Source organism: Pseudomonadota bacterium (assembly GCA_039818985.1).
Lineage (GTDB): Bacteria > Pseudomonadota > Alphaproteobacteria > Sphingomonadales > Sphingomonadaceae > Alterisphingorhabdus.
Genome location: JBCBSU010000001.1, coordinates 1,638,585 through 1,663,539 on the forward strand (window position 1 = coordinate 1,638,585; position 24,955 = coordinate 1,663,539).

Sequence of the window (24,955 nt, forward strand, 5' to 3'; positions counted from 1 at the left end):
GCGATGACAGAATATCGTATCGATCTCAATGCCGATCTTGGCGAAGCGGACAGCGTCGATGCCCTGGTTGCGGACCGGGCGATCATGCCGGTTATTTCCAGCTGCAGCATCGCTTGTGGTGGCCATATCGGCAATGCGGCAACCATGCGCACGACATTGCAGCTGGCGGCGCACCATGATGTCACCGCCGGAGCGCACCCCTCCTACCCCGATCGCGCCAATTTCGGCAGGGTATCGATGGACATGGCGGCACCAGAATTGCGCGACAGCCTGGTCGCACAGATAGGCGCTCTCATGAACATTGCCGGAGAACTCGGCATCCGGCTACGCCATATCAAACCGCATGGCGCGCTATATAATGACGCAGCCGGCAACCCGGTGCTGGCGCAACAACTTATACGCATTTTTTCCGAGGCATTCCCTGACCTTGCGATTGTCGGATTGGCGGGCGGTGCGATGGAACAGGCAGCAGCAACGGCTGGAAAAGACTATATCCCCGAGGCCTTTGCTGATCGCCGCTACACCGATAACAGCCATTTGCAACCGCGCAGTGAGCCCGGCGCGGTCATCACCGATTGGCAAGAGCAGGCGGAACAGGCGCTGGCCATCGCGTTGCGGCATCGCGTTGCCAGCAACAGCGGCAGACCCGTTGCCGTCAGGGCGCAGACTCTCTGCCTGCATGGCGATACACCGGGCGCAGCAGAAAATGCTGCCAAAGTTCGACAGGCACTGGAAGCCAAAGGCGTCACCATCGAAAGCAACGCTCTCAGGAGCCCTGCTCTATGACCGCGATGCGCCAGCAAAGGCTGGCCAGCGGCGAAGACTGGTTCGCAATACCGGTCAATGGCTGGCAAGCCATGACCGCGCTGCAATCGGCTGCAATCGACCAGGCTTTCTGGGAAGCGGTTGTTGCCGGTCAGTCAATGCTGACTTTGCGCTATGATCCGGCCAAGGTGACTTATAAACAGGCGCGTGCCGCTGCGCTGGCTTTGGTGGAAAGCAGCGACAGAAAAGCTCCGGATATAGCCGTACAGCATCATAGCCTGCCATTGCACATCGACACCGAGACGGCACCGGACATCACCATGGTGACGGAGCAACTCGGTATTGCTCCCCAAGGCCTGGCTGCATGGCTGTCCGACCGGGTCTATCGGGTATCGCTGGCCGGGTTCCAGCCGGGCTTCGCTTATCTGGAAGATATGGGTGAAGACAGCATTCCCGATCTACCAAGGCTGGCGACCCCGCGCCTCACGGTCGCCGCCGGCAGTTTTGGTTTGCGCGGACGACAGGCCTGTCTTTATGCTCATAATGGCCCTGGCGGCTGGCCTATAGTCGGACGCACAAATACGTCACTGTTCACGCCGGACAATCGCCGTTCGCCAGCGTTGCTCTCCATCGGTGACACCGTAGCCTTCACGATCATCAGCGATGACGATCATGGCAGCGGAGCGACCAATGGCTGAAGCGGCACTGGTAATCGAGGAAGCCGGCCTGGCAATGACGATACAGGGACGGCCATTCCGTACCGCGCGTCATCATGGTGTGCCGCTGGCCGGGCCTGCCGATGCTGTTGCCTGCACCATGGCCAATTGGCTGGCCGGGAATCCAGCCGGCAGCCCGGCGCTCGAATGGGCGCTGTCCGGCTTTTCGGGTCACGTCACCATCGATACCGCTCTGGGTATCGCTGGTGCTGTCGGCAGCCTAACCATCAGCGGCCAACCCCATAACCCGCATGAGACCGCACTGGTGAAATCGGGTGACCATATCCGCATTACACCGTCACGTCATGGCGCGAGGCTCTACCTCGCGGTTTCCGGGGGTTTCGCCGTCGACACCATATTGGGGGCGAATTCGACCTACCCGCCGGCCGGCTTGGGTACCGCAGCGGCATGGCCAATGGAAGCAGGCGATGCAATGCCGGTGCGATCAAGCTCACGACCACCATCCCAACGCATATTGCCGAAACGCTGCCGGCAGGATTTCACCGGTAATCACGCCTTGCGCTATGTGCCTTATGCTGCCGATGAAGCAAAAGTCCAAAATACGACAGAGCAGTCAACATGGCTCGTCACCAAGCGATGCGACCGCAGCGCGGTGCAGATCAAGCCTGGCCCGGGGCAAAGTCCTTCACCAGGATCAGCAGAAGCTGCGGCCACCATGCCAAGCAATGCGGTGTTCCCGGGTGCTATTCAATTGCCACCCGATGGCCAGCCATTGCTGATGGGTGTCGATGGCCGCACCACCGGCGGCTATGTAGTTGCCGGACAGATTATCCGCGCCGACCGGCACTTGCTGGGGCAAATGCGTGCCGGCGACCGTGTCGGCCTGATCGCTACACCTGCGGACAAGGCGCGCGAAATGTATCGTGACAAACTGGAGCTGTGGCGGCGATATCTGCCCGATCTCAAGCTTGATTAAACCGATACAGGCAAAGCCGGGCGTGCCCCTGCCGCAAGAGGCAAGAGGCTGTACCGGTCTTCAGCAGCTTTTCAGAATTACTTTTTCTTGAGCGAAAGACCGCCAAAACGCTTGTTGAAGCGTGCGACCTGGCCACCCTGATCCATCAGACGCTGATTGCCGCCGGTCCATGCCGGGTGCGAGGTCGGATCGATATCCAGTTGCAGCGTGTCGCCTTCCTTGCCCCATGTCGAACGGGTCTGGAAGCTGGTGCCGTCGGTCATCTGGACGGTGATCATGTGGTAATCGGGATGAATATCTTTTTTCATATCTGTCTCCATGCCGCACTGGTTACCGACCAGCACAGTCTTGCGGGAAAGCGCGGCCATTAGCGTCTGTCATGCGATATGGCAAGCGAAATTGCGGTCCTGGCCGCGCTGTACTGGCTATTGCGGCGGGTCTGCAATCATTGCGGTGAACGTCACCTCGCAGGCGGTTTTCTCACCGATTTTGGCAACGCCCTTGAACTTGCACACCCGTGCCCGCTTCTGCTCGAATTCGACATGCAGGTCGAGCAGGCATCCCGGCTCCACCGGATTGCGAAATTTTGCACCGTCAATCGCCATGAAATAGACCAGCTTACCGGTATCGGCGAGGCCGAGTGTCTCGATCGCCAAAATTGCCGCCGATTGCGCCAACGCCTCGATGATGAGGACACCGGGCATGATCGGGCGACCCGGGAAATGCCCCTGAAAGAACTGTTCATTAATGGTGACCGCTTTGACCGCGTGAATCGACTCATCAATGGTCAAACGCTCCACCCGATCAACCAGCAGCAGCGGATAGCGATGCGGGATCGCCGCCATAACCTTGGCTATGTCGTAGGACGTATCTGTATTCTCGGTCATGGCAGCCCCCTTGCCTTGTCGTCCCGGCCAGCCGATCAGCGGCCCGTTGGCTGCTGCGTCGTCTGCTGCTGTTGCTGTTGCTGTTGCTGCTGCTGGGCACGCTGTTGCAACTGTGCCAGCACCAGAATTTGCTGCACCTGCTGAAACAGCTGTTGCACCTGGCGTGATGGCTGCCAATCGGCAGGAACGGCCGTGCTTACTGCGGGCAGCCTTGTGTTGAGCGCAGTGACCACATCATTGGTAATGTTCATCCCGGGAGCGCTGTAGATCAGTGACTCCGGAGACAGGATCATGCTGATACTCTTGTCGCTGATAACCTGCTGCTGGGCTGCGGGAAACTGTGCTGCAATCTGTTGAATGACATAAAGCTGCGCGCGAAGGATCGGGCGTTCCAGGCCATCAATTTCAGTGCGCAGGGTCTGAATCTGCCCCAGCAACGGGTTGCTGGAGTTTTGTGCTGCAGCACGCTCCTGCTCGCTGAGCTGGCCGTTACCATCGGTATCGAGTTGCTGGGTCAGTTGCTGGGTCAGCTGCTCCGCCTGTTGCTCTTTCTGCTGCCGGGATTGGAGCTGGGCGGCATAGGTTGTCTCGATCTGCTGGTAGGCGGTCTGCCGTGCCTGGCTGACAGCGATGACTGTCGCGGGATCGGTGGTGGCAATGCCATTGACCTGAGCCGCAGCAGGAGCAGCGGAAAGCGCTGTCACACCGCACAGAGCGGCAGCAAGCAATTTGGTTTTCATAGTCATCAGAATTGTGTCCCTACGTTAAATGTAATCAATCGAGTGTCGTCGCCTTCTTGCGTCAGAATGTCATAGGCGAAGTCGATCCTGAACGGACCGAATGGCGAATTCCAGTTGACGCCGATACCGGCGGTTATGCGTGGCGTTGGCGAGTCACCGAGGAAAACCTCCTGAAACTGCAATGCCGGGGTATTGGGGTCCCCATTGGCATCAACGGCATCGAAAGTCTGGCGAAAACCGAGTTCGGCATCGGGATCGGCGATCAGGAAAACCGGTTGCGGATCGACGATAGTCGGATCAGGATTGGCATCGGCGACAAGCTGTGGCGACTGCAATATCGGCGAAACGACGTTGAAAACGGCACCGGCATCGACAAAGATCGATGGCCTCAGGCCAAGTTCACGTGCACCCGAACCCAGCGGAATTTCCAGTTCCGCCCGTGCCAGATAATAGGTGCGGCCACCCAGAGCATCGTCCTGGAAGTTGCGGCGTCCCTCGAACAAGGGGGTCTGCGTAACGACGCCGTCATCACCAACCTGAGTGTCGAAGATGGCAGTCCGCAAGACACGCGGCCCGACGCCACGAATATCAAAGCCGCGAAATTGTGGCTGGCCCAGGAAGAAACGGTCGATCAGCCGGACATCGTCAATGCCATCAGCCGGAGAACCGCGATTTTCCAACGGTTGAATATGCCCGCCTTCCGCGGAAAGCGAAAAGATGAAGCCGTTGCCGACATTCCAGAATTTGGCTGCGTTCAGCCGGGTTCGGATATAGCGCACGGCACCGCCAAGACCGGCAAATTCCTGGCTCAGGGTGAAATTCTGTCCCCTTGTCGGCCGGATGCGGTTGTTGCGATCATCATAGATCAGTGAATAGCCAATCAGCGAGGTCGTGCGACTTCCCAGCGCGTCACAGAGAAAGAAGCCGGCCTGTGCAGGGTTACATTCGGTATCGCCATCGCCATCGAGATCGGCAAAGAAGAGGTTCTCATCGACGGTAACATCATCGACCGCGAGACGATAGGTCAGCAACAGTGACAGGAATTCGGTCAGCGGTGCACCGACACGCAGCGAAGCACCGGTTGTCAGCTGCTCGAACGTGGTGTTGAGATTATTGTTGTTGAAGTTGAAGCTGTTGAGGTCACGGCGGAAAATATCGGCGCCGACCGAGATGTTGCGGTCGAACAGATAAGGCTCGGTGAAACTCACCTGCACACTCGAACGGAACTGCGAATAATCGACACTCAAGCCGAGCGTCTGCCCCTTGCCGCGGAAGTTGCGCTGACGGATAGAGGCCTGAAGAATGAAGTTCTCGATGCTCGAGAAACCGGCCGAAAGCTGTAATTCGCCGGTCGGTCGTTCCTGGACATTGGCCTCGAGAATGATGCGGTCCTCGCGCGAACCCGGCTTCTGTTCGACCTCCAGGTCCTCCTGAAAGAAGCCGAGCGAATTGATCCGGTTGGTCGAGCGCCGCACCTGAAAGCTGTTGAACGCATCGCCCTCGGTCAGGCGGAATTCACGCCGCACCACCTTGTCCTGGGTAAGCGTGTTGCCGTTGATGTCGACACGCTCGACATAGACCCTTTCGGAATCCGCGATCAGGAAGTTGATGTTCATCGTCAGCGTGTCTTTGTCGCGGCGGAATTGCGGCCGCACATCAGCAAAGGCATAACCGAACAGGCCGGCAGTCTCGCTGAGCTGCTCGACGGTATCCTCGACCAGCTTGGCGTTGTAGAAATCGCCGGTCTGCATACGCAGGCCGCGCTGCAGCACTTCACCATCAAATTCGCGCAACTCGCTCTCGACGGTGACCTCGCCGAATTTATAGCGCTCGCCCTCTTCGACAACATAGGTGATGATGAAATCACGCTTGTCCGGGGTAAGCTCGGCGACGGCAGAGACGACGCGGAAATCGGCATATCCCTCGGTCAGGTAGAATTGACGCAGCTTCTGCTGGTCGAAAGCCAGTTTATCCGGGTCATAGGTATCGGCGGAGCTAAAGAAGCGGTAAAAGCGCGACTGCTTGGTGACCATCTCGCCACGCAGCTCACCATCGGAAAATACCTCATTGCCGATAATGTTGATCTGCCGCACCTTGGAGCGCGGGCCTTCATTGATCTCGAAGACGATATCGACACGGTTTTGCGGCAGTTCGACCATTTTCGGTTCAACCGTTGCAGCAAAACGGCCCTGGCGCTTGTAGAGCTCGATAATCCGCGCGACATCGGCCCGCACCTTGGTACGGGTGAAAATCTGGCGCGGCGACAGGCGGATTTCGGGCAGGATTTTGTCATCCTTGAGCCGCTTGTTTCCTTCCAGAATAACCCGGTTGATCACCGGGTTTTCCTGCACCGTAATGACAACCGCACCCTGATTGTTGCGGATCGAGACGTCGGAGAACAGCTCTGTAGCGTAGAGATCCTTGAGCGCCTGGTCGGCAGTTTCCTGGGTGTAAGCCTGGCCAATACGCAACTTCATATAGGAGCGGATGGTATCGGGCTCGAGCCGCTCGGAACCGTTTACAGTGATCGAGCGGATAACATCACGCTGCCGCACAGGTTGCGCCGGTGCCGGCGCGGCCTGCGGAGTTGCGGCCGGAGCCTGTTGCGCCAGCGCTGATGTCGGCAGGCCGGCCAAAATGGTCGTCGCCAGCAGGCCGGAAACCATATAGGCCGCCCGACGGCGACCGCCATGCGTGGTCGACGCCAGGTCCGATGATGTCAATGAATTCACCAAATTAACCCCAATTATCCCACTCGCCCTGTTTGAGCGTAATCCTCTCGGCAGCCCCTCTGCCCCAAGCCCGGCAATCATTCAACCCGCAGAAGGCCAAAAGATAACACATCATTTACCGTCACCAGCACCATGAACAACAGCACGAAGGACAGTCCGAAGCGAAAGGCCCATTCCTGCATCCTCGGTCCGGCCGGACGACGGCGCACTGCCTCAATGGCGTAGAACAGCAAATGGCCGCCATCGAGCATCGGGATTGGCAGCAGGTTAATGAACCCCAAGTTAATTGAGATCAACGCCACCAGTTCGACAAACTCGGCGGTGCCGGCGGCAAGCCGTTCACCGGAGACCTGGCCGATCTTGAGCGGCCCACCCAGTTCCTTGAGCGAGCGGCTGCCGGTGATGATCTGGCCCAATGTGGTAATCATGAACCTGACAACCCTGACCGTCTGCTCGACACCGATTTGTGGTGCTTCCAGCAGTGAAGCCGGCTCGATCACCCGCTCCGGCGGTGCAATGCCGAGCAAGCCATAGGGACTCCTATTGCCGAACCGGTCCTCGATATAGGCCGTGCCCAAGGTGATTGTTTTTGTCAGTTCGGCGCCATCGCGCTCGATAAGCAGACTGGCCTCGCCACCAGGCCAGGGGGCAACCTGCTGGCGAATATCGCCGAAATATTCGATTTTCTCACCATTGATGGCGAGAATATGGTCGCCTTCCTGCAGTCCATATTCCGCGGCAGCGGTTCCGGGTTCGACATTTTCTACCACCGGCGGCGTCACCACCTTGCCATAGACCATGGCAAAGCCGGCAAAGATCAGAATGGCGAAGAGAAAGTTGATCGCCGGACCGGCAAAGACGATTGCCGCGCGCTGCCACAGCGATTTGGACTGAAATGTCTTGTTGCGTTCGGCATCGGGCAAATTCTGCCACTCGGCATCGGGCTGGCTTGCCGGGTTCATGTCGCCGGCAAACTGGACATAGCCACCCAGCGGCAGCACCGATACGCGCCAGCGGGTGCCCAACCGGTCATACCAGCCAAAAATTTCCTTGCCGAAACCGATCGAGAAAACCTCTGCCTTCACCCCGCACCATCGGCCCACCAGATAGTGGCCCATCTCATGGACAAACACCAAAGGCCCGAGCAGCAACAGGAACGCGCCGATTGAGAATAAGAGACCGGGATTTTCCAGCAACTGTAAAACACCTTTTCCTGTGGGCTATACCGCCTCTAACCGGGTTAAGATTAACCGGGGCTAACCGGAGCAAGCATGGCCTGTTCGCGCGCCGCCTGACGAGCGAGGCTATCGATCTCGAGCACATCCTCTATATTTTGGGGCGCAGCACAGTCCAGCGATTGCAACACTCCATCGACAATATCTGCAATATCCAGAAAGCCGATCTTTCCGGCAAGAAACGCCGCCACTGCGATTTCATTGGCGGCGTTAAGCATGGCCGGACGGGCGCCACCTGCGGAAATCGCCGCGCGTGCCATCGCCGTTGCCGGGAAGGTTTTTTCATCAGGCGCCATAAAATCGAGCTGACCGATCGTGGCAAGGTCGAGCGGGGTACAGTCGGTGTGCATCCGATCCGGCCAAGCCAGCGCGCTGGCGATGGGGATTCGCATATCCGGCGACCCGAGCTGGGCCAGGGTCGATCGGTCATGATATTCGACCATTGAGTGGATCACTGATTGTGGATGAACCAGGATATGGATGTTATCGAGGCCGACGGGAAACAGATAATACGCCTCGATCAGTTCCAGCCCCTTGTTCATCATTGTTGCTGAATCGACACTGATCTTGGCACCCATATCCCAATTGGGATGCGCCACTGCCTGTTCGGGCGTCACCGATTGCAGTTCGGACCGGCTGCGACCGCGAAACGGGCCGCCACTGGCGGTCAGAGTAATTGTTCGGACATCTTCTATCTTGCCGCCAGCAAGACACTGGAAGATAGCATTATGCTCTGAATCGACCGGGAGCAGGCTGGCGCCGCTGGCGCGGGCCACATCGGTCATAAGCGCCCCGGCAGAGACCAGCGCTTCCTTATTGGCCAGTGCGACGCAGTTGCCCCGTTTCAGCGCCGCCATGGTCGGTGCGAGACCGGCACAGCCGACAATTGCCGCCATGGTCCAGTCGACATCATGATCGGCAGCAGCGACCAGTGCCGCCTCGCCCGCCGCCGCCTCGATCCCGCTTCCGGTCAGCGCATTTTGCAGCTCGGCAAGACGGCTTTCATCGGCGATTACCGCCAGTTCAGCGGAGAATTCGCGCGCCAGCGCTGCGAGCTGATCGACATCGCGATGTGCCGTCAGCACCGAAACGCGATAGGCATCCCGGTTGCTGCGCACCAGATCCAGTGTCGATGTGCCAACCGAACCGGTAGCGCCGAAAATCGAGACTGTGCGGGTCGTGCTCACGGTGAAAAATATCTCCAGATCAGAACGATATGCGTCAGGCCAAAGACAAAGAAGACGGCGAGCATGCCATCGACGCGATCGAAAACGCCGCCATGACCGGGGATCAGCGTACCACTGTCCTTGACCCCTGCCCGCCGTTTCATCCAGCTTTCGAGCAAATCGCCCGATTGTGCAACTATGGCGATCAATATGCCGCTGGTTACGGCGATCCGCAGCGATTGACCATCGGTAAGCAGATTATATCCAGTCCATATGGCTGTCGCGGCGACCATGCCGCCCAACAGCCCGGCCCATGTCTTGTTGGGACTGATACGCGGCGCCAATTTGGGGCCGCCTATAGCGCGACCGACAAAATAGGCACCAACATCGGTAGCGATTACCGCCATGATCAGCATCAGCGCCTGAAGACCGGCACCAGGCTCAATCCGGGTGAAAATCAGCGCAATCACGGCCAGCCCGATATAGACAAGCCCAAAGCCCATCCACAGTACCCGCCCAGCAAGCGTCGTGGTGAACTTGCGCACCAGTGCCCAGAATTCCGCCAGTACAGCTCCGGCGACCAGTGCGCATAGCAGCCCGAAGAACAGCCCGCCCGTCCACAGGGCGGCACCGGCAATGGCCAGCATCACAATGCCTGAAACGGTGCGCACGGCAAGCTCCGAGCGCCCGGATGTCACCCCCCCGCCCACGCGTCTATCGCCCACCGAATCTGCGATCGCGGCCGCGGAAATCGTCCAGCGCTTCGCGCAAATGATCACCGCTGAAATCGGGCCATAGCGTATCGGTAAAATAGAGCTCGGCATAGGCCGATTGCCACAGCAGGAAATTGGACAGACGACGCTCGCCTGAGGTGCGGATGATGAGATCGAGCGGCGGCAGAGTTGCGGTATCGAGCGCGGCATCGATATGCTCTGCTGCAATCGTCCCGGGATCAACGTCACCGCGCGCCACTTCGGCGGCGACCGCACGGGCGGCACGGACAATCTCGTCCTGGCCACCATAGTTGAGCGCCACCGCCAATATGGTGCCATCATTGTCCGCAGTGCGTTCCAGGACATCGTCGATCATGGCGACAATATCGGGCGCCAGCACCCGGTAATTGCCGATGACGTGCAGCCGCACATTATTGGCGACCAGCTCATCGATATCGTTGCGGATATAATGGCGCAGCAGGCCCATCAAGTCGCTGACCTCTTCCTCGGGCCGCTTCCAGTTCTCCGATGAAAAGGCATATAATGTCAGCGCTTCAAGGCCGAGATGCCGCGCCGCACGCACCGTCTTGCGTACAGCTTCCACCCCGGCGCGATGGCCCATGGCGCGCGGCAAATGGCGTTTCTTGGCCCAGCGGCCATTGCCGTCCATGATGATCGCGGCATGGCGTACGCCATAATCGACCGCTTGCGTGTCTTCAGAATCGCCGGCCTCGGCTTCTGCCAGATCAACATTTCCCGGCCAGCGCCCGGTGCCATGATGATGGTCCTCATGATGGGTATCATGAGCTTCCGGGCGGCTTTCGTCGCGGTTATGTCCCCGCGGGCCTGTCACTGGCTCAGGATTTCCTTTTCCTTGGCGGCAGCCGCTTCGTCCGCCTCGGCGATCATGTCGTCGGTCAGCTTCTGCACCTCGGTTTCCAGTCGCTTGCGATCATCTTCGCTGATTTCCTTCTTGTTTTCATCAGCCTTGATCGCATCCATGCCGTCGCGCCGAACATTGCGGATGGCGATGCGCGCTTTTTCGGCATATTGCCCAGCCAGCTTGGCCAGTTCCTTGCGACGCTCTTCGGTCAGATCGGGGATTGGCAGGCGAATCATCTGGCCATCGGAAATCGGGTTCAGCCCCAGACCGGCTGCGCGAATGGCTTTCTCAACCGGTGTCACATTGGACTTGTCCCACACCTGTACGCTCAGCATGCGCGGCTCGGGCACGCTGACTGTCGCCACCTGGTTGAGCGGCATGTTGGAGCCATAGACCTCTACCTGCACCGGATCGAGCAGCGCCACATTGGCACGGCCGGTGCGCAGGCCGGAGAGATCGCCCTTGAGCGCCTCGACCGCGCCGTGCATGCGGCGTTCCAGATCTGCCTTGTCATATTTTGCCATAGCGTTTGCTTTCTCAAATCCCTCTTGTTCCTGAAGCCCTTATTCAACAACCGTCGCCACACCTTCACCCGACAGCACCTGGGCCAGATTACCCTGACTGCGGATGGAGAATACGACGATCGGAATGGCATTGTCGCGGCACAGCGCCACTGCGCTGGCATCCATCACCCGCAGATCCTTGGCCAGAACCTCACTATAGCTGACGCTGTCGAACCGCACGGCTTGCGGGTTGGTCTTGGGGTCGCTGTCATAAACACCATCGACGCTGGTACCCTTGAACAGCGCATCGCACTGCATTTCGGCGGCACGCAGTGCAGCGCCGCTATCAGTGGTGAAAAACGGGCTGCCAACACCGGCGGCGAAAATCACGATCCGGCCCTTTTCAAGATGGCGCAGCGCGCGACGGCGGATCACCGGTTCGCACACCTGGTCCATCTGGATCGCCGACTGCACCCGTGTATCGACGCCAAGCTGCTCGAGCGCATTCTGCATCGCCAGCGCGTTCATAACCGTCGCCAGCATGCCCATATAATCGGCCTGGGCACGATCCATGCCCTTGGCGGCACCGGCCATGCCGCGAAAGATGTTGCCACCGCCGATGACGAGACAGATTTCATGCCCAGCTTCCTGCGCCGCTTTGACCTCCAGCGCCATACGCTGCACGGTTTCGGGATCGATGCCAAAGGCACCTTCGCCCATCAGCGCCTCACCGGACAATTTAAGCAATATGCGATTGAAGCGCTTTTCGGTCATGCGGGCTTTCCCGGCTGGATGATGGCCAGAGGCCTGCCAGACAGCAGCCTCCGAACCCTCATAGTGAGTGGCCACTGCCCTGCCAAGCGATTGATTGCGATATGCTGAACCGCCCGGCGTTCAGAGGGCATATATGCCAAGGGCAGCAATCCGGTAAAGGCCGGACTGCTGCCCTTTTGCAATGTCATATCGGACGGTCAGCTACCCACAGCAGCGGCGACTTCTGCGGCGAAGTCGCTCTCTTCCTTCTCAATGCCTTCACCCAGCTGGAAGCGGACATAGTCCTTCAGCACGATCGAGCCGCCGGCATCTTTTGCCGCAGTGGCTACGACATCGGCCACCGGTGTTTTGTTGTCCATTACGAACAGCTGGCTGAGCAGCGCATTTTCCTTTGCGAATTTCTTCACCGCGCCCTCAACCATCTTCTCGACGATATTATCGGGCTTGCCCGATTCCGCAGCTTTGTCGCGGGCAACCGCGCGTTCCCGCTCGAGTACATCCTGATCGAGATCATCAGCGTTGAGCGCCAGCGGGAAAGCCGCAGCGATGTGCATCGCAAGCTGCTTGCCCAACTCTTCCATCTTTTCAGCGGGCGCATCGCCCTCGAGCGCAACCAGAACTCCGATCTTGCCGAGATGCGGTGCCACGGCATTGTGGACATAAGGCACGACCATGCCCTGGCTTACCGAGACCAGCTGAGCCCGGCGCAGCGACTGGTTTTCACCGATGGTGGCGATGTTGTTGGTCAGCTTGTCATCGACGCTGCCACCACCGGGATAGTCGACGCCCTTGAGCGCTTCGATATCGGTCTCGCCCTGGGCCAGCGCCAGGCTGGTGACGGTGCTGACAAAGTCCTGGAACTGCTCGTTCTTGGCAACAAAATCGGTTTCGCTGTTGACCTCCACAGCGATACCCTTGGTGCCGTCAACGGCAACACCGACAAGGCCTTCAGCGGCGGTGCGGCTCGATTTCTTCTGGGCCGCGGCCAGCCCTTTGGCGCGCAGAAAATCAACGGCGGCCTCGAGATCACCATTTGTCTCGGCCAGTGCCTTTTTGCAATCCATCATGCCTGCGCCAGTGCGCTCGCGCAGTTCTTTTACGGCAGCAGCGGTAATCGCCATGATCCATATCCTTTGATGTTGTCCTGATGCTGTTGCTCAGGCGTCCTTTCGGGACGTGTCGGTAAGTGTCAGATGTGCAGATAGTGCGCGAGCATTAGCGTGCAACTGTTGCAGTTTCGCGTAACGCAAAGCCGGAGCGCGACGACATGCCGCTCACGCTCCGGTTTTGACGCTTATTCCGCCTTGGCTTCCTCGACCTCGGCCGGGGCTTCGGCTGCAGGCTCGGTTTCTGCCGGGGTTTCCGCAACAGCTTCCGCTTCAGCCGGAGCTTCTTCTACAGGAGCGGCTTCCGCTTCCGGCTCGGCTGCAGGCTCGGCAACAATCGCTTCAGCAGCAGGCTCAGCCGCCGCGCCCAGATCTTCGCCGCTCGATGCCGCAGCACCGGCACTGCCCTGGCTCGCGGCGGCGGCAATGGCGTCGCAATAGAGGCGCACAGCACGGCTGGCATCGTCATTGCCCGGAACCGGGAAAGCGATGTTGGTCGGATCGGTGTTCGTATCGAGCACCGCAATCACCGGGATACCAAGGACATTGGCTTCCTTGATCGCCAGATCTTCCTTGTTGGCATCGATGACGAACATGACATCGGGAATGCCACCCATATCGCGGATGCCGCCAAGCGACAATTCCAGCTTGTCGCGCTCGCGGGTCAGCTGCAGCACCTCTTTCTTGGTGAAGCCCGAGGTATCTCCGCCAAGCTGTTCCTCAAGCGATTTCAGCCGCTTGATCGAGTTGGAGATCGTCTTCCAGTTGGTCAGCATGCCGCCGAGCCAGCGGTGGTTGACGAAGTGCTGGCCACAGGACAGCGCGGCTTCGGCGATCGGCTGCTGTGCCTGGCGCTTGGTGCCGACAAACAGGACCTTGCCGCCAGCCTTGACGGTGGCCGACACAAAGTCGAGCGCGCGCGCGAACAGCGGCACGGTCTGCGACAGGTCGATAATGTGGATGCCGTTGCGCGCGCCGAAGATATAGGGCTTCATGCGCGGGTTCCAGCGGTGGGTCTGGTGGCCGAAATGGGCACCAGCTTCAATCAATTGCTGCATGGTGACGGTGGTATCCGCCATAATTCTTCTCCTTCCGGTTGAGCCTCTGACGCGCGGGTGACCGGACAATCCGGCACCGGAATATGTTGCACGTCATGTGGAATAGAGGCGCCATTAGGCCCATTGCCGGACAAAATCCAGTGTTTTTTGGCAAAACTACGCTCGAGGTGATTTTTGCGGTTGACGACCGGAACATTTTGTGAACAATAGAGAACATTAAGCGAACAGAGCTATGGTGTAACTTTTCCCCAAAGGCACCGAACTCTGCAGGGTAGAAGCACTTTTCCACAGCTTGTGGATAAACGTGGAACAAAAGAACCTATTGGACGTTGATAGGTTGATAGGAGCAGACTATGGCCAGTTTTTTGATTGCAACATTTTTCACAGCAGCGCTGGTTTTCGCAGCCTGGGCCATGATCTCCACCATGTCGCAATATGGCGATGCCATCCGTTCCACCCTCTCGGGTTATCAGCCGGCTCCGCTGCTGGCGCAAACGCATATTCGCCACCGCAGCCAGCCTGTTGTCACCACCCGTGACTATTCCCCATCCCGGGATGCAGACGGGGGCAATCATGGCCAGGTTATCTATTTTCAGTTTGCCGATTGCCCCAGTGTCGGTAACCGCAAACAGGATATCGACTGCATCGCCGCATAATCGTCTAGGCGTTTTCTGTTTCGCTTTCCTGCCGCCGCTTGACCTTTGCATAGCTCAGAATCCCGAACGGTATCAGCGCGATATAGGAAAGGCTGATCCCGGTCAGCGTCCACCACGGCGCGGTGATTGCCGCAGCACCGATCAGCCCCACCAGCGCTATCGCCTCCAGCCGGATATTCCGACGCAGCCGGAGCGATGACCAGCTGAAAGTAGCAACGTTGGAAATCATCAGAAATGCAATGATCACGGTCCACGGCCCGACAACCCAGTATTCGCGGAACAGCGGGTTATCGGTAATCAGCCAGAGATAGATGGGCAGGAACACCAGACCCGCCCCTGTCGGTGACGGCACACCGGTCAGAAAACCGGCCGATTTGTGCGGCTGATCCTCAATATCGATCTGCGCATTGAACCGAGCCAGCCGCAATGCACAGGCAACGGCAATGGTGAGCGCGATGATCCAGCCAAATTTCGGCAGGCCCTGCAATGACCAGAGATACAACACCAGCGCCGGCGATACTCCGAACGCTATACAGTCGCTCAGCGAGTCCAGCTCGGCACCAAAGCGGCTCTGGGCATTCATCAGCCGTGCAATCCGGCCATCAATACCATCCAGCACCCCGGCAACGATGATCGCCGCGACTGCCGTGGTCCACTCGCCGGCAATGGCGAAGCGGATCCCCGTCAGCCCGAAGCACAGCGCGAGTACGGTGACGCCATTGGGTACCATTGCCCGCAGCGACAGGCCACGGCGGCGTTGCAGCAGCCGAAGGCGCCGCCCGCGCAGGCGAGTGGAAAGGCGGTGGGCTGGTGGCCTTTTCGGCATCAACGCCCTGCCGGTAATAAAGCTGTCACTGGCTGATCCCGGTCAGCTGCGGTGTCGAGCGAATCTCGGCAATCACGGTCTCACCCGCCACGGTGCGCTGCCCCTTAACCACCCGCGGCAATGTCCCTTTGGGCAGGAAAATATCGACCCGACTGCCAAAACGGATCAGCCCGATACGCTGACCGACGGCAACAATATCGCCTTCCTTGACGAAGGAAACGATGCGCCGTGCGACCAGCCCGGCAATCTGGGTAAAGCCGATGCGCACACCATCGTCGCGCTCGACCAGAAAATGCTGGCGTTCATTGTCCTCGCTCGCCTTGTCGAGATCGGCATTGACGAACTTGCCGGGTATATAGGCAACGCGCTTCACCGTGCCAGCAATCGGGCTGCGGTTGATATGCACATCGAACACGCTCATGAAAATCGACACCCGCACCAGCGGATCATCGCCCAACCCTTCTGCACCGGCAATGTCGGTCGGTGGCACCACTTCCTGGATCAGTGTGATCAACCCATCAGCCGGCGCGGTGATCAATCCGGGGTCATCAATGGTAACACGCTTGGGATCACGGAAAAACGCCGCCACCCAGGCGGTAATACCGACCATCGGCCAGGCGAGCAGGCTCCACCCCAGCAGAAAGAAGCCGAGGGTGATGGCGCCGGCGATAACAGCGAATTTGCGTCCTTCGGGGTGCACAGACGGAAACCGCCACTCGGTAATGCCATTGCCGCGATTGTCGAGAATATCATTTGCCATATGCGGTTCCTTAATCGCTGCTTTATGCGGTTACAACAGTCATTGCCGCACCATGATACGGCGCAGCAGATAATCCGCCCGGCGATAGTTGATATATGGTACCGCTTTGCTAAGAGGCAGGCACATTTTCGAATTTCTTCCCCGCCAACCTCTTTCAGGAAAGCTACATATGGCAAAGATCAAGGTGAAAAACCCGGTCGTCGAAATCGATGGCGACGAAATGACGCGCATCATCTGGCAGTGGATCCGCGAACGCCTGATCGAGCCCTATCTCGATATCGATCTGAAATATTACGATCTTTCAGTAGAAAAGCGCGATGAGACCAATGACCGCATCACAGTAGATGCAGCCAATGCCATTCGCGAACACGGCGTCGGAGTGAAATGCGCCACCATCACCCCGGACGAAGCCCGGGTCGAGGAATTCGACCTCAAGAAAATGTGGAAATCACCCAATGGCACCATCCGCAACATATTGGGCGGTGTGGTGTTCCGCGAGCCGATTGTGATCGACAATGTACCGCGCCTGGTGCCGGGCTGGACCGATCCCATTGTTGTCGGCCGCCATGCCTTTGGCGATCAGTACAAGGCCACCGACTTTCGTGTTCCCGGCCCCGGCAAGCTGAGGCTGGTGTTCGAGGGCGAGGACGGCAACACCATTGACGAAGAAGTGTTCCAGTTCCCATCATCAGGCGTCGCCATGGCGATGTACAATCTCGATGATTCGATCCGCGACTTTGCCCGCGCCTCGATGAACTATGGCCTCAATCGTGGCTGGCCGGTCTATCTCTCGACCAAGAATACCATCATGAAAGCCTATGATGGCCGCTTCAAGGACCTGTTCGAAGAGGTTTTCGAAAGCGAATTCAAGGCCCAGTTCGACAAGGCCGGGATTGAATATCAGCATCGCCTGATCGACGACATGGTCGCCTCTGCACTGAAATGGAACGGCAAGTTCGTCTGGGCCTGCAAAAACTATGATGGCGATGTCCAGTCCGACACCGTGGCCCAGGGCTTTGGCTCTCTAGGCCTGATGACCTCGGTGCTGATGACTCCCGATGGCAAGACCGTCGAGGCGGAAGCGGCGCACGGCACCGTCACCCGCCACTATCGTATGCACCAGCAAGGCAAGGCGACCTCGACCAACCCGATCGCCTCGATCTTCGCCTGGACCCGCGGCCTGATGTATCGCGGCAAGTTCGACGAGACGCCGGATGTTGTGCGCTTTGCTGAAACGCTCGAGCGTGTGTGCATCGAGACTGTGGAAAAGGGCGACATGACCAAGGATCTCGCGATCCTGATCGGCCCCGATCAGAACTGGATGACCACCGGTCAGTTCTTCGAGGCGATTGTCCAAAATCTCGAAAAGGAAATGGGTAACTGGTCCTGATGCGATGGCTGCACCTGATATTGGTCATCGGCATCATGGCTGGTTTGGGTGCACCCGCAATCGCGCAAGACAGTGACAGCGCTGAAGAAACCGCCAGTGCGAACGCCAACGACGAGGCCTTTGGCGGCATCGTCGTCTCTGCCAATCGCGAGGGCAATTACACCGTAAAGCCCGGCGACTTCCGCGAAATGATCGACGCCTATTATAAATGGCGCAGCAAATATGCCCCTGGGGGTGAATTATTCCTGCAGCTACGCCCGGCAAAGGACGAGACCGTTGAGGACATTGGCGACGTCGCCGCACAGTTGAGCCGCGACGGGGAAATTATCGACCTCGCCTTTGACGAGACATGGCTGGTCAAGCTGCCGGTCGAGCGTCTTGGCGATGGCAAATGGGAACTGGCCTTCAACCAGGTAAAGGGCAAGTTGCGGGTTTTTCCCACCATATTGTCGCCAGGGACCAGTGAAACATTGAGAAGAATGGGCGATATCCGGCTGGAGTGCCGTGTGTTTTGGGGCTTTTACAATAACCGCGTCAATGTCGTCCTGCGCGGGCTGTTCGATGTTATCGGCGGCTGTGCGAGCAAACGCTTCAAACCCTATTACCCGCTCGACAGAGAGCTGGTATCGGTCGTAATCGACGGTATGGAAAGCCCGCAACCGCTGAAGGAACCGGAAAACGAGGCGTATCTTGTTCCGATTTCTGACAAGGCAGTCCCCAATGATGCGCTGGTGCGGATCACCTTTGCCGAAGACCCCGCTCCTGCGGAAACACAGCAATAACAGCCTGCCACCAGCAGATGAATTTTGCTGACTTGGCCTGCGCCATACGGCATTAGTCACCCATGGCAGGCGAAATTCAGATCGAGGGCATGTCCGATGCGCTGGTTATTCTCGGCGCGGCGGGGCTGGTCATCCCGGCTTTTGCCCGTTTCCGCATCACCCCGATTATCGGCTTCATTCTGGTCGGTATATTGGTCGGACCGGCCGGACTGGGCTCACTGACCGGCGATTATGAATGGCTGAGCTATGTCACCATTTCGGATACCGAACCGATTGAGCCCTTTGCCGAGTTCGGGATCATATTGCTGCTGTTTTCCATCGGGCTGGAGCTGTCGTTCAAACGACTATGGTCGCTGCGCAAGCTGGTATTCGGCGTCGGCGCCGCAGAATTGCTGGTTTCCGGTCTATTGATCGCCATCGCACTCAACCTGATCACGTCGCAAAACTGGCAGGGTTCGCTCGGTCTCGGCTTGGCGCTGGCACTGTCCTCCACCGCATTGGTGCTGCCAATGTCCGGCACTACCTCACCGGTCGGCAAGGCGGCGCTGGCGATGTTGCTGTTCGAGGACATCGCCATCGTGCCTATCATCTTCCTGCTCGGTGCCATTGCTCCCCAAATGGTCGGCGATGATGCCGGGCTGAGCGGTCTCGCCAGCATATTGATCAACGGCACATTGGTGGTCATCGGCATGATGTTCCTTGGTCGCCTGCTGCTGCCCTATATCTTCGCCCAGGCAGCACGCACCAAAAGCCCGGAAATCTTCCTCGCCACCAGCCTGTTGGTGGTGATTGTCGCCAGCCTGGTCACCGGTGCTGTCGGCCTGTCACCGATTGTCGGCGCACTGCTAGCCGGTCTGTTGATCGCAGAGACAGAATATGTCGGTGAGGTCGAGGTGATAACCGCCCCGTTCAAGGGTCTGGCACTAGGGGTATTCCTTATCAGTGTCGGCATGAGCATCGACCTGCGGGTCATATCGGAAAATGCCCTGCTGTTGGTTTCGGCGGTCACCGGCGTGGTGGTGATCAAGGCAATTGTCACCGGCCTGCTGTTGCGCTTTGCCGGTGCCAGCAGAGGCACCGCGGCCGAGGCCGGAGTGTTGATGGCCAGCCCTTCGGAAACGACGCTGATCGTGCTTGCCGCAGCGGCGTCGGCACAGCTTATCAACCCGGATACTGCGCAATTCTGGCAGATCGTCACCGCCATCGGCCTGACCATCACGCCGCTACTGGCACGGCTTGGCCATGACATTTCCCGCCGGGTCGAAATGGCCAGCAGCGAGGCGCCAACGGTGGAGGAGGGCAATACCACCGACCGCTCGGTGATCTTCGGCTTTGGCCGTATCGGCGTGATGGTGGCAGAAATGCTCGACAAGCACGACCAGCCTTACATTGCCATCGACTCCAACATCGATGTCGTTGCCCGGGGGCGCCGAAACGGCTTCAATATCATTTACGGCGATGTCTCGCGGCCGGAAATCATGGACCGGCTGCAGCTAGGCCATGCCCGGGCGCTGATCGTTACCATGGATGAGCCGGTATTGGCGGCGCGCATTGTCAAGCGGGTGCGCGGCTGGGTGCCCGACCTCACGATCATCGCGCGCGCCCGCGATACAGAAAACGCCGCCGAGCTATACCGCGCCGGAGCCTCTGTAGCGGTGCCGGAAACGCTGGAAAGCTCGTTACAGATATCCGAAGCAGCGCTGGTCGATCTCGGCATCGGCATGGGGCATGTCATCGCCTCGGTCCATGAAAAGCGCGACGAGATGCGCGACAGAATCATGGACAAGGGCGAGCTTGATACAAAACCCGAATTGAAATCACGCACCATATGACGTTGTCGAGGTGCAAACCGCACTGCCGCACCGAAACGTACCGGGTTCAGGAGCTATCCCCTCCCCCGTGTCTTTGTGGCTCCCGGTCTCGCGGTGGTCTCGATAAACTCTATGATCCGCCCTGCAATATCCTTGCCGGTCGCGTTTTCAATCCCTTCCAGGCCGGGCGAGCTGTTAACCTCCATAATCACCGGACCATGATTGGAGCGCAATATGTCGACACCGGCGACATTCAGTCCCATCACCTTGGCAGCGCGCACGGCAGTTGAGCGTTCTTCTGGTGTGATCTTGATCGGCTTGGCCGAACCGCCGCGATGAAGGTTGGACCGGAAATCATCCGCTGCCCCGGTGCGCATCATCGATGCCGCTACCTTGCCGCCGACTATGAGGATGCGCAGGTCGCTTGAACCGGCCTCCTTGATAAACTCCTGCACCAATATATTGACATTGGCACCGCGAAACGCCTCGATCACCGACTTGGCTGACTTGTCGGTTTCGGCCAGCACGACCCCTATCCCCTGTGTGCCTTCGGTCAGCTTGATCACCACCGGCGCGCCACCGGCAATCTTCATTACCTCTTCGGTCTGTTTCGGATCATGGGCAAAGGCCGTCACCGGCAGGCCAAGCCCGTGCTTGGCGAAGATCTGCATAGAGCGCAGCTTGTCGCGGCTACGCCCAATGGCGACACTTTCATTGAGCGGCCATACGCCCATCATCTCGAACTGGCGCAGCACTGCGAGGCCATATTGGGTCACCGACGCGCCGATCCGTGGGATAACCGCATCATAACCGCTCAGCGTCTGACCTTCATAAAGGATGCTCGGTCGATGCGAGGTGATGTTCATCGTGCAGCGCAAAGTGTTGATGATATCAAGTGTATGGCCACGCTGCTCCGCCGCTTCGACCAGCCGCTGGTGCGAATAGAGCTTAGGGTTGCGCGCCAGCATGGCGATTTTCATCGGTCGCTCTCCTCGGGCTTGCCCAGCATGTAACGGTGCCTGCAATTGACCAGAAAGCCGCGGCGCAATGCCCTTCGCCCGATCAGGATCGGGAAGGTCATCCGGCCGCGATTCGCCAATGTGAGATGGCCCCGCCAATGCAGCTTACCAAGCCGCATGGTCGTTTCTATGACATAGCGTAGCTGGCGCTCGCCATTGGAGCTTGTAACGCTGCGCTGTTCGACCACCGGTGCGCGATAGCGTGCCGCACGCTCGCCCTTATGCGCCCGGAACCAGAATTCGACATGCGGGACACCGTCAATATCAAGTGGTCGAATGCGGGTGGCATGGATGGAAGATGTCGCTGCGCCGCTGTCGATCTTGGCCTTGATCCGGCGCAACCCCAGACCGGGCAGATCAATGCACTCACACCAGCCGATTTCCTGCTGTTTTTTCAGCTTTTTGCGTAGTTTCGGCAAATCCATCGCCAAGCGCTAGCACCGGCCGCAATGCCGCGCAAAACAATTGCGGCCAGTGCTCGAAACGTCGCGGAGAAGGCTTACACTACGCCATAGGCGAGCATCGCATCGGCGACTTTCTTGAAACCGGCGATATTGGCGCCCTTGACGTAATTGACATAACCGTCGCCTTCATCGCCATATTCGACACATTTTTCATGGATGCCCGCCATCAGGTCGTTGAGCATCTCCCCAAGACGTTCATTGGTCCAGCTGATGCGCTCGGCATTCTGGCTCATTTCCAACCCCGAAACCGCCACACCGCCGGCATTGGCGGCTTTGCCCGGGCCATACATGATCTTCGCATCATGGAAGACATGGACACCTTCGAGCGTAGTGGGCATGTTGGCGCCTTCGGAAACACCCTGGACACCATTGGCAACCAGCGTTTTTGCCTCATCCTCGTTAAGCTCATTCTGAGTGGCGCAAGGCAGCGCGAGATCACAGGTCACGCCCCAGGGCCGTTCGCCTTCATGGAAGCTCGCACCGGTAAATTCGTCGGCATATTCGCTGATGCGGCCGCGTTTGACGGTCTTGAGATTCTTGATCCAGTCGATCTTCTCCTGGTCGATACCATCGGGATCATGGATGAAGCCGCCACTGTCCGACAGAGTCAGTACCTTGCCGCCCTTGAGTGTAATCTGTTCGGCGGCATGGGTAGCAACATTGCCCGATCCCGAGATTACCGCTGTCTTGCCAGCGATGTCCTCACCCTTGTGTTTGAGCATATTCTCGAGGAAATAGACCGCGCCATAGCCGGTGGCTTCGGGCCGCATTTGCGATCCGCCATATTCCAGCGCCTTGCCGGTCAATACCCCCTCCCAGCGATTGGTGATCCGTTTATACTGGCCGAACATATAGCCAATCTCGCGCCCGCCAACACCGATATCGCCAGCAGGCACATCGGTATCGGGACCGATATGGCGATAGAGCTCGGTCATGAACGCCTGGCAGAAGCGCATCACTTCTCCATCCGACTTTTCACGCGGATTGAAATTGGCGCCGCCCTTGCCACCACCCATGGGGAGACCGGTCAGCGAATTTTTGAACGTTTGTTCGAAAGCGAGAAATTTCAGCACGCTCTCAGTGACGGTGGGGTGAAAACGGATGCCGCCTTTATAGGGGCCGATGGCATTGTTGTTCTGTACCCGCCAGCCACGCTGCACCCGGATATTGTGATTGTCGTCTTCCCAGCAAACACGGAAGGAAACCACCCGGTCCGGCTCGGCGATGCGGCGCAAGATCTGGGCTGAATGATATTCTTCCTTGTCGGCGATGAAGTCGTAAATATCCTGCGCGACTTCCTGCACCGCCTGGATGAATTCGGTCTGGCCGGGATTGCGCTTTTTCACGCCCGCCATAAAGGTGTCGAGATCTACGTGATCGGATACTGCCATGGTCTGCCCCTCTCTGCAAAATGCCAAAAACTTGCGAGCGACCCTGGCTGTTATGCGCGATTGCTTTCCGGGCTTCTGTGACTCGGTGCACTGCGCCGCAACAGAGTAGCAGCTTTTCGGAAAATGCCTATAGTTGAGTTTCTTCGGTCGAATATGCGCGACAGCTTCCAGCCGAAATCACGGCAAGAGCCAGTGGCGACAAAGAGCAGAACTGTCACCCGTGAACGAACTCAGCCCGCATTATCGGACGGGCGTTCGGCTGCATCGCTATCTTCGCCCACGCCATCGTCAACGGCTTCACTGTCCGCGGTTTCATCCGCGTCATCCTCAGGCACGCCATTACCCGCATCGGGTCCGGCAACCACCGGGCCCAGCACCATCGACAGGCGCGACGCCTGTTCGCCGATGACGCCATCCACGGCGGCAGCGATCGTTTCCATCGGGAAGCGCATATAGCCGCCAACGACATATTCGAAACGGATTTTGGTGCCGGCGTCGCTGGGGGTCAGCGTGATCGTCAGGCTGCCGGTAACCGCCTCGGATTGCAGCGGCCCCAGCGCACCGACCATGCGCAGCATCTTGCCCGGCTCGCTATAGACGATGTGCATGTGCTCAACGCTGCCGCGCGAACCATCGGGAGTAGATGCTGGGATCAGCTCGCAAAAGCAGCCCGTCGCCTGGGCATCCATGTAGAAATTGTCGGCATCACCCGTCCAGCTATGCTCGGCTGACCACCATTTCGCCGGAGCGCGCAACATTGCGAAGGTGGCATCAGGGTCGGTACTGACCTCGACATCATGGGTGGTGACAAAGCCGTTATCGCTGCTCGCGGTAATCTCGGCATGGGCCGGAACCGCACCGAGAACCAGAATGGCAGCCAGAACTATCGGATATCGCATGGCCTCTCCCTCATTTCAGGCGACCAAGCCTATGGGCTTCGCACTCAGCTATCAAGTATCGCCGCGATATCGCTCGCAACTTCATCCATCGAACCCATGCCGTCGACCCGGGTGACAATGTCGCGCTGCTCATAGATAGGCAGAATCGGGGCGGTCTTGGCGCGATATTCTTCCATCCGCTTGCGCACGGTTTCTTCATTGTCATCAGGGCGGCGCTTGAACTCGGTGCTGCCGCAGCGATCACATATGCCCTCTTTGGCGGGCAACTTGTGCCGGTCGTGATAGCCGGCACCGCAATTGGCACAGGTGAAGCGACCGGTGATCCGATCGACCAGTGCATCGACATCGACCGCCAGTTCGATGACATGGTCGAGGCTGCGGTGACGCGATTCCAGAATGTCATCGAGCGAAGCCGCCTGCGCTGCCGTGCGCGGATAGCCGTCAAAGATAACCCCTGTTTCGGAGGAGAGGCTGTCCAAAGCATCACCGATCAGGTCGGAGACGATTTCATCGGAGACGAGCTGGCCTGCATCCATCACCGCCTTGGCCTTGAGACCCACCGGGGTTGCAGCCTTGACCGCAGCGCGGAGCATATCGCCGGTGGAAAGCTGCACCATGCCGCGCTGCTCAACCAGCTTGTGCGCCTGTGTGCCCTTGCCTGCCCCGGGCGGGCCCAAAAGGATGATATTCAAGCGACGACTCCCCTAATTGTCGGCGAATGCCTAATTTTTCAGGACTATGG

At 58.6% G+C, this 24,955-nt stretch carries 26 protein-coding genes; 7 read left to right on the plus strand and 19 right to left on the minus strand.

Annotation, left to right across the window (positions count from 1 at the left end; all coding sequences use genetic code 11):
• Positions 1 to 3: 3 nt before the first annotated feature.
• From pxpA to AAFX04_07830, 3 genes are read left to right on the plus strand one after another with little or no spacing between them, the layout of a single operon-like run.
• A complete protein-coding gene (pxpA, locus tag AAFX04_07820) occupies positions 4 to 786 on the plus strand; it encodes a 5-oxoprolinase subunit PxpA (protein ID MEO1045326.1) in 783 nt (260 codons plus the stop codon).
• Positions 783 to 1,463 carry a carboxyltransferase domain-containing protein gene (locus AAFX04_07825; protein ID MEO1045327.1) on the plus strand — a complete coding sequence of 227 codons (681 nt, stop codon included), beginning with the start codon at positions 783 to 785 and terminating at the stop codon, positions 1,461 to 1,463. Before pxpA ends, AAFX04_07825 begins: the two co-directional genes overlap by 4 nt.
• Positions 1,456 to 2,418 carry a biotin-dependent carboxyltransferase family protein gene (locus AAFX04_07830; protein MEO1045328.1) on the plus strand — a complete coding sequence of 321 codons (963 nt, stop codon included), beginning with the start codon at positions 1,456 to 1,458 and terminating at the stop codon, positions 2,416 to 2,418. The genes AAFX04_07825 and AAFX04_07830 overlap by 8 nt, the downstream gene beginning before the upstream one ends.
• Before the next feature lie 77 nt (positions 2,419 to 2,495).
• Here the strand turns inward: AAFX04_07830 and rpmE are convergent, their stop codons facing one another.
• From rpmE to rpsB, 12 genes are all read right to left on the minus strand, one after another.
• A complete protein-coding gene (rpmE, locus tag AAFX04_07835) occupies positions 2,496 to 2,726 on the minus strand; it encodes a 50S ribosomal protein L31 (protein MEO1045329.1) in 231 nt (76 codons plus the stop codon).
• Between the two features lie 117 nt (positions 2,727 to 2,843).
• Positions 2,844 to 3,305, minus strand: a complete 462-nt coding sequence (gene fabZ, locus AAFX04_07840) for a 3-hydroxyacyl-ACP dehydratase FabZ (GenBank protein MEO1045330.1) — start codon at positions 3,303 to 3,305, stop codon at positions 2,844 to 2,846.
• Positions 3,306 to 3,340: 35 nt separating this feature from the next.
• The gene (locus tag AAFX04_07845) at positions 3,341 to 4,051 is read right to left on the minus strand and encodes an OmpH family outer membrane protein (GenBank protein ID MEO1045331.1); all 711 of its coding nucleotides are present in this window, start codon (positions 4,049 to 4,051) and stop codon (positions 3,341 to 3,343) included.
• Positions 4,051 to 6,711 (minus strand): outer membrane protein assembly factor BamA, encoded by a 2,661-nt coding sequence (gene bamA, locus AAFX04_07850; GenBank protein ID MEO1045332.1) that lies wholly within the window; start codon positions 6,709 to 6,711, stop codon positions 4,051 to 4,053. The genes AAFX04_07845 and bamA overlap by 1 nt, the downstream gene beginning before the upstream one ends.
• A 143-nt stretch (positions 6,712 to 6,854) precedes the next feature.
• The gene (gene rseP, locus AAFX04_07855) at positions 6,855 to 7,973 is read right to left on the minus strand and encodes an RIP metalloprotease RseP (protein ID MEO1045333.1); all 1,119 of its coding nucleotides are present in this window, start codon (positions 7,971 to 7,973) and stop codon (positions 6,855 to 6,857) included.
• Positions 7,974 to 8,023: 50 nt separating this feature from the next.
• The gene (locus AAFX04_07860) at positions 8,024 to 9,199 is read right to left on the minus strand and encodes a 1-deoxy-D-xylulose-5-phosphate reductoisomerase (protein MEO1045334.1); all 1,176 of its coding nucleotides are present in this window, start codon (positions 9,197 to 9,199) and stop codon (positions 8,024 to 8,026) included.
• The gene (locus AAFX04_07865; protein ID MEO1045335.1) at positions 9,196 to 9,849 is read right to left on the minus strand and encodes a phosphatidate cytidylyltransferase; all 654 of its coding nucleotides are present in this window, start codon (positions 9,847 to 9,849) and stop codon (positions 9,196 to 9,198) included. Before AAFX04_07865 ends, AAFX04_07860 begins: the two co-directional genes overlap by 4 nt.
• 43 nt (positions 9,850 to 9,892) lie before the next feature.
• Positions 9,893 to 10,636 carry an isoprenyl transferase gene (locus AAFX04_07870; protein MEO1045336.1) on the minus strand — a complete coding sequence of 248 codons (744 nt, stop codon included), beginning with the start codon at positions 10,634 to 10,636 and terminating at the stop codon, positions 9,893 to 9,895.
• A gap of 104 nt (positions 10,637 to 10,740) precedes the next feature.
• Positions 10,741 to 11,298: a ribosome recycling factor gene (frr, locus tag AAFX04_07875; GenBank protein ID MEO1045337.1), complete on the minus strand. Its 558-nt coding sequence runs from the start codon at positions 11,296 to 11,298 to the stop codon at positions 10,741 to 10,743.
• Positions 11,299 to 11,337: 39 nt separating this feature from the next.
• Positions 11,338 to 12,051 (minus strand): UMP kinase, encoded by a 714-nt coding sequence (pyrH, locus tag AAFX04_07880; GenBank protein ID MEO1045338.1) that lies wholly within the window; start codon positions 12,049 to 12,051, stop codon positions 11,338 to 11,340.
• 197 nt (positions 12,052 to 12,248) lie between these two features.
• On the minus strand, positions 12,249 to 13,175 hold the full coding sequence (tsf, locus tag AAFX04_07885) for a translation elongation factor Ts (protein ID MEO1045339.1): 927 nt from the start codon (positions 13,173 to 13,175) through the stop codon (positions 12,249 to 12,251).
• Positions 13,176 to 13,345: 170 nt separating this feature from the next.
• Positions 13,346 to 14,236 carry a 30S ribosomal protein S2 gene (gene rpsB, locus AAFX04_07890; protein ID MEO1045340.1) on the minus strand — a complete coding sequence of 297 codons (891 nt, stop codon included), beginning with the start codon at positions 14,234 to 14,236 and terminating at the stop codon, positions 13,346 to 13,348.
• Between the two features lie 332 nt (positions 14,237 to 14,568).
• On the opposite strand from rpsB, the gene AAFX04_07895 reads away from it, so the two are divergent.
• Positions 14,569 to 14,871 (plus strand): hypothetical protein, encoded by a 303-nt coding sequence (locus AAFX04_07895; protein MEO1045341.1) that lies wholly within the window; start codon positions 14,569 to 14,571, stop codon positions 14,869 to 14,871.
• A gap of 4 nt (positions 14,872 to 14,875) precedes the next feature.
• On the opposite strand, the gene AAFX04_07900 is transcribed toward AAFX04_07895, so the two are convergent.
• Both AAFX04_07900 and AAFX04_07905 read right to left on the minus strand, forming a co-directional pair.
• Positions 14,876 to 15,601 carry a phosphatidylcholine/phosphatidylserine synthase gene (locus tag AAFX04_07900; GenBank protein MEO1045342.1) on the minus strand — a complete coding sequence of 242 codons (726 nt, stop codon included), beginning with the start codon at positions 15,599 to 15,601 and terminating at the stop codon, positions 14,876 to 14,878.
• A 121-nt stretch (positions 15,602 to 15,722) separates the two neighbouring features.
• On the minus strand, positions 15,723 to 16,457 hold the full coding sequence (locus tag AAFX04_07905; protein MEO1045343.1) for a phosphatidylserine decarboxylase: 735 nt from the start codon (positions 16,455 to 16,457) through the stop codon (positions 15,723 to 15,725).
• Between the two features lie 169 nt (positions 16,458 to 16,626).
• Between AAFX04_07905 and AAFX04_07910 the strand changes: the two genes are divergently transcribed.
• The 3 genes from AAFX04_07910 (at position 16,627) to AAFX04_07920 (ending at position 20,461) form a co-directional block, all read left to right on the plus strand.
• On the plus strand, positions 16,627 to 17,847 hold the full coding sequence (locus AAFX04_07910; protein MEO1045344.1) for an NADP-dependent isocitrate dehydrogenase: 1,221 nt from the start codon (positions 16,627 to 16,629) through the stop codon (positions 17,845 to 17,847).
• Positions 17,847 to 18,629: a hypothetical protein gene (locus tag AAFX04_07915; protein ID MEO1045345.1), complete on the plus strand. Its 783-nt coding sequence runs from the start codon at positions 17,847 to 17,849 to the stop codon at positions 18,627 to 18,629. The genes AAFX04_07910 and AAFX04_07915 overlap by 1 nt, the downstream gene beginning before the upstream one ends.
• Before the next feature lie 62 nt (positions 18,630 to 18,691).
• A complete protein-coding gene (locus tag AAFX04_07920) occupies positions 18,692 to 20,461 on the plus strand; it encodes a cation:proton antiporter (protein MEO1045346.1) in 1,770 nt (589 codons plus the stop codon).
• Between the two features lie 53 nt (positions 20,462 to 20,514).
• Here the strand turns inward: AAFX04_07920 and rimK are convergent, their stop codons facing one another.
• The 5 genes from rimK to AAFX04_07945 all read right to left on the minus strand — a co-directional run bounded on the left by rimK (position 20,515) and on the right by AAFX04_07945 (position 24,905).
• A complete protein-coding gene (gene rimK, locus AAFX04_07925; protein MEO1045347.1) occupies positions 20,515 to 21,420 on the minus strand; it encodes a 30S ribosomal protein S6--L-glutamate ligase in 906 nt (301 codons plus the stop codon).
• Positions 21,417 to 21,884 (minus strand): RimK/LysX family protein, encoded by a 468-nt coding sequence (locus AAFX04_07930; GenBank protein ID MEO1045348.1) that lies wholly within the window; start codon positions 21,882 to 21,884, stop codon positions 21,417 to 21,419. Before AAFX04_07930 ends, rimK begins: the two co-directional genes overlap by 4 nt.
• Positions 21,885 to 21,958: 74 nt before the next feature.
• Positions 21,959 to 23,314 carry an NADP-specific glutamate dehydrogenase gene (gene gdhA / locus AAFX04_07935; protein ID MEO1045349.1) on the minus strand — a complete coding sequence of 452 codons (1,356 nt, stop codon included), beginning with the start codon at positions 23,312 to 23,314 and terminating at the stop codon, positions 21,959 to 21,961.
• Between the two features lie 230 nt (positions 23,315 to 23,544).
• Positions 23,545 to 24,213, minus strand: coding sequence for an SRPBCC family protein (locus AAFX04_07940; protein MEO1045350.1), 669 nt, complete (start codon positions 24,211 to 24,213; stop codon positions 23,545 to 23,547).
• A gap of 44 nt (positions 24,214 to 24,257) precedes the next feature.
• Positions 24,258 to 24,905, minus strand: coding sequence for an adenylate kinase (locus AAFX04_07945; GenBank protein ID MEO1045351.1), 648 nt, complete (start codon positions 24,903 to 24,905; stop codon positions 24,258 to 24,260).
• Positions 24,906 to 24,955 lie beyond the last annotated feature (50 nt).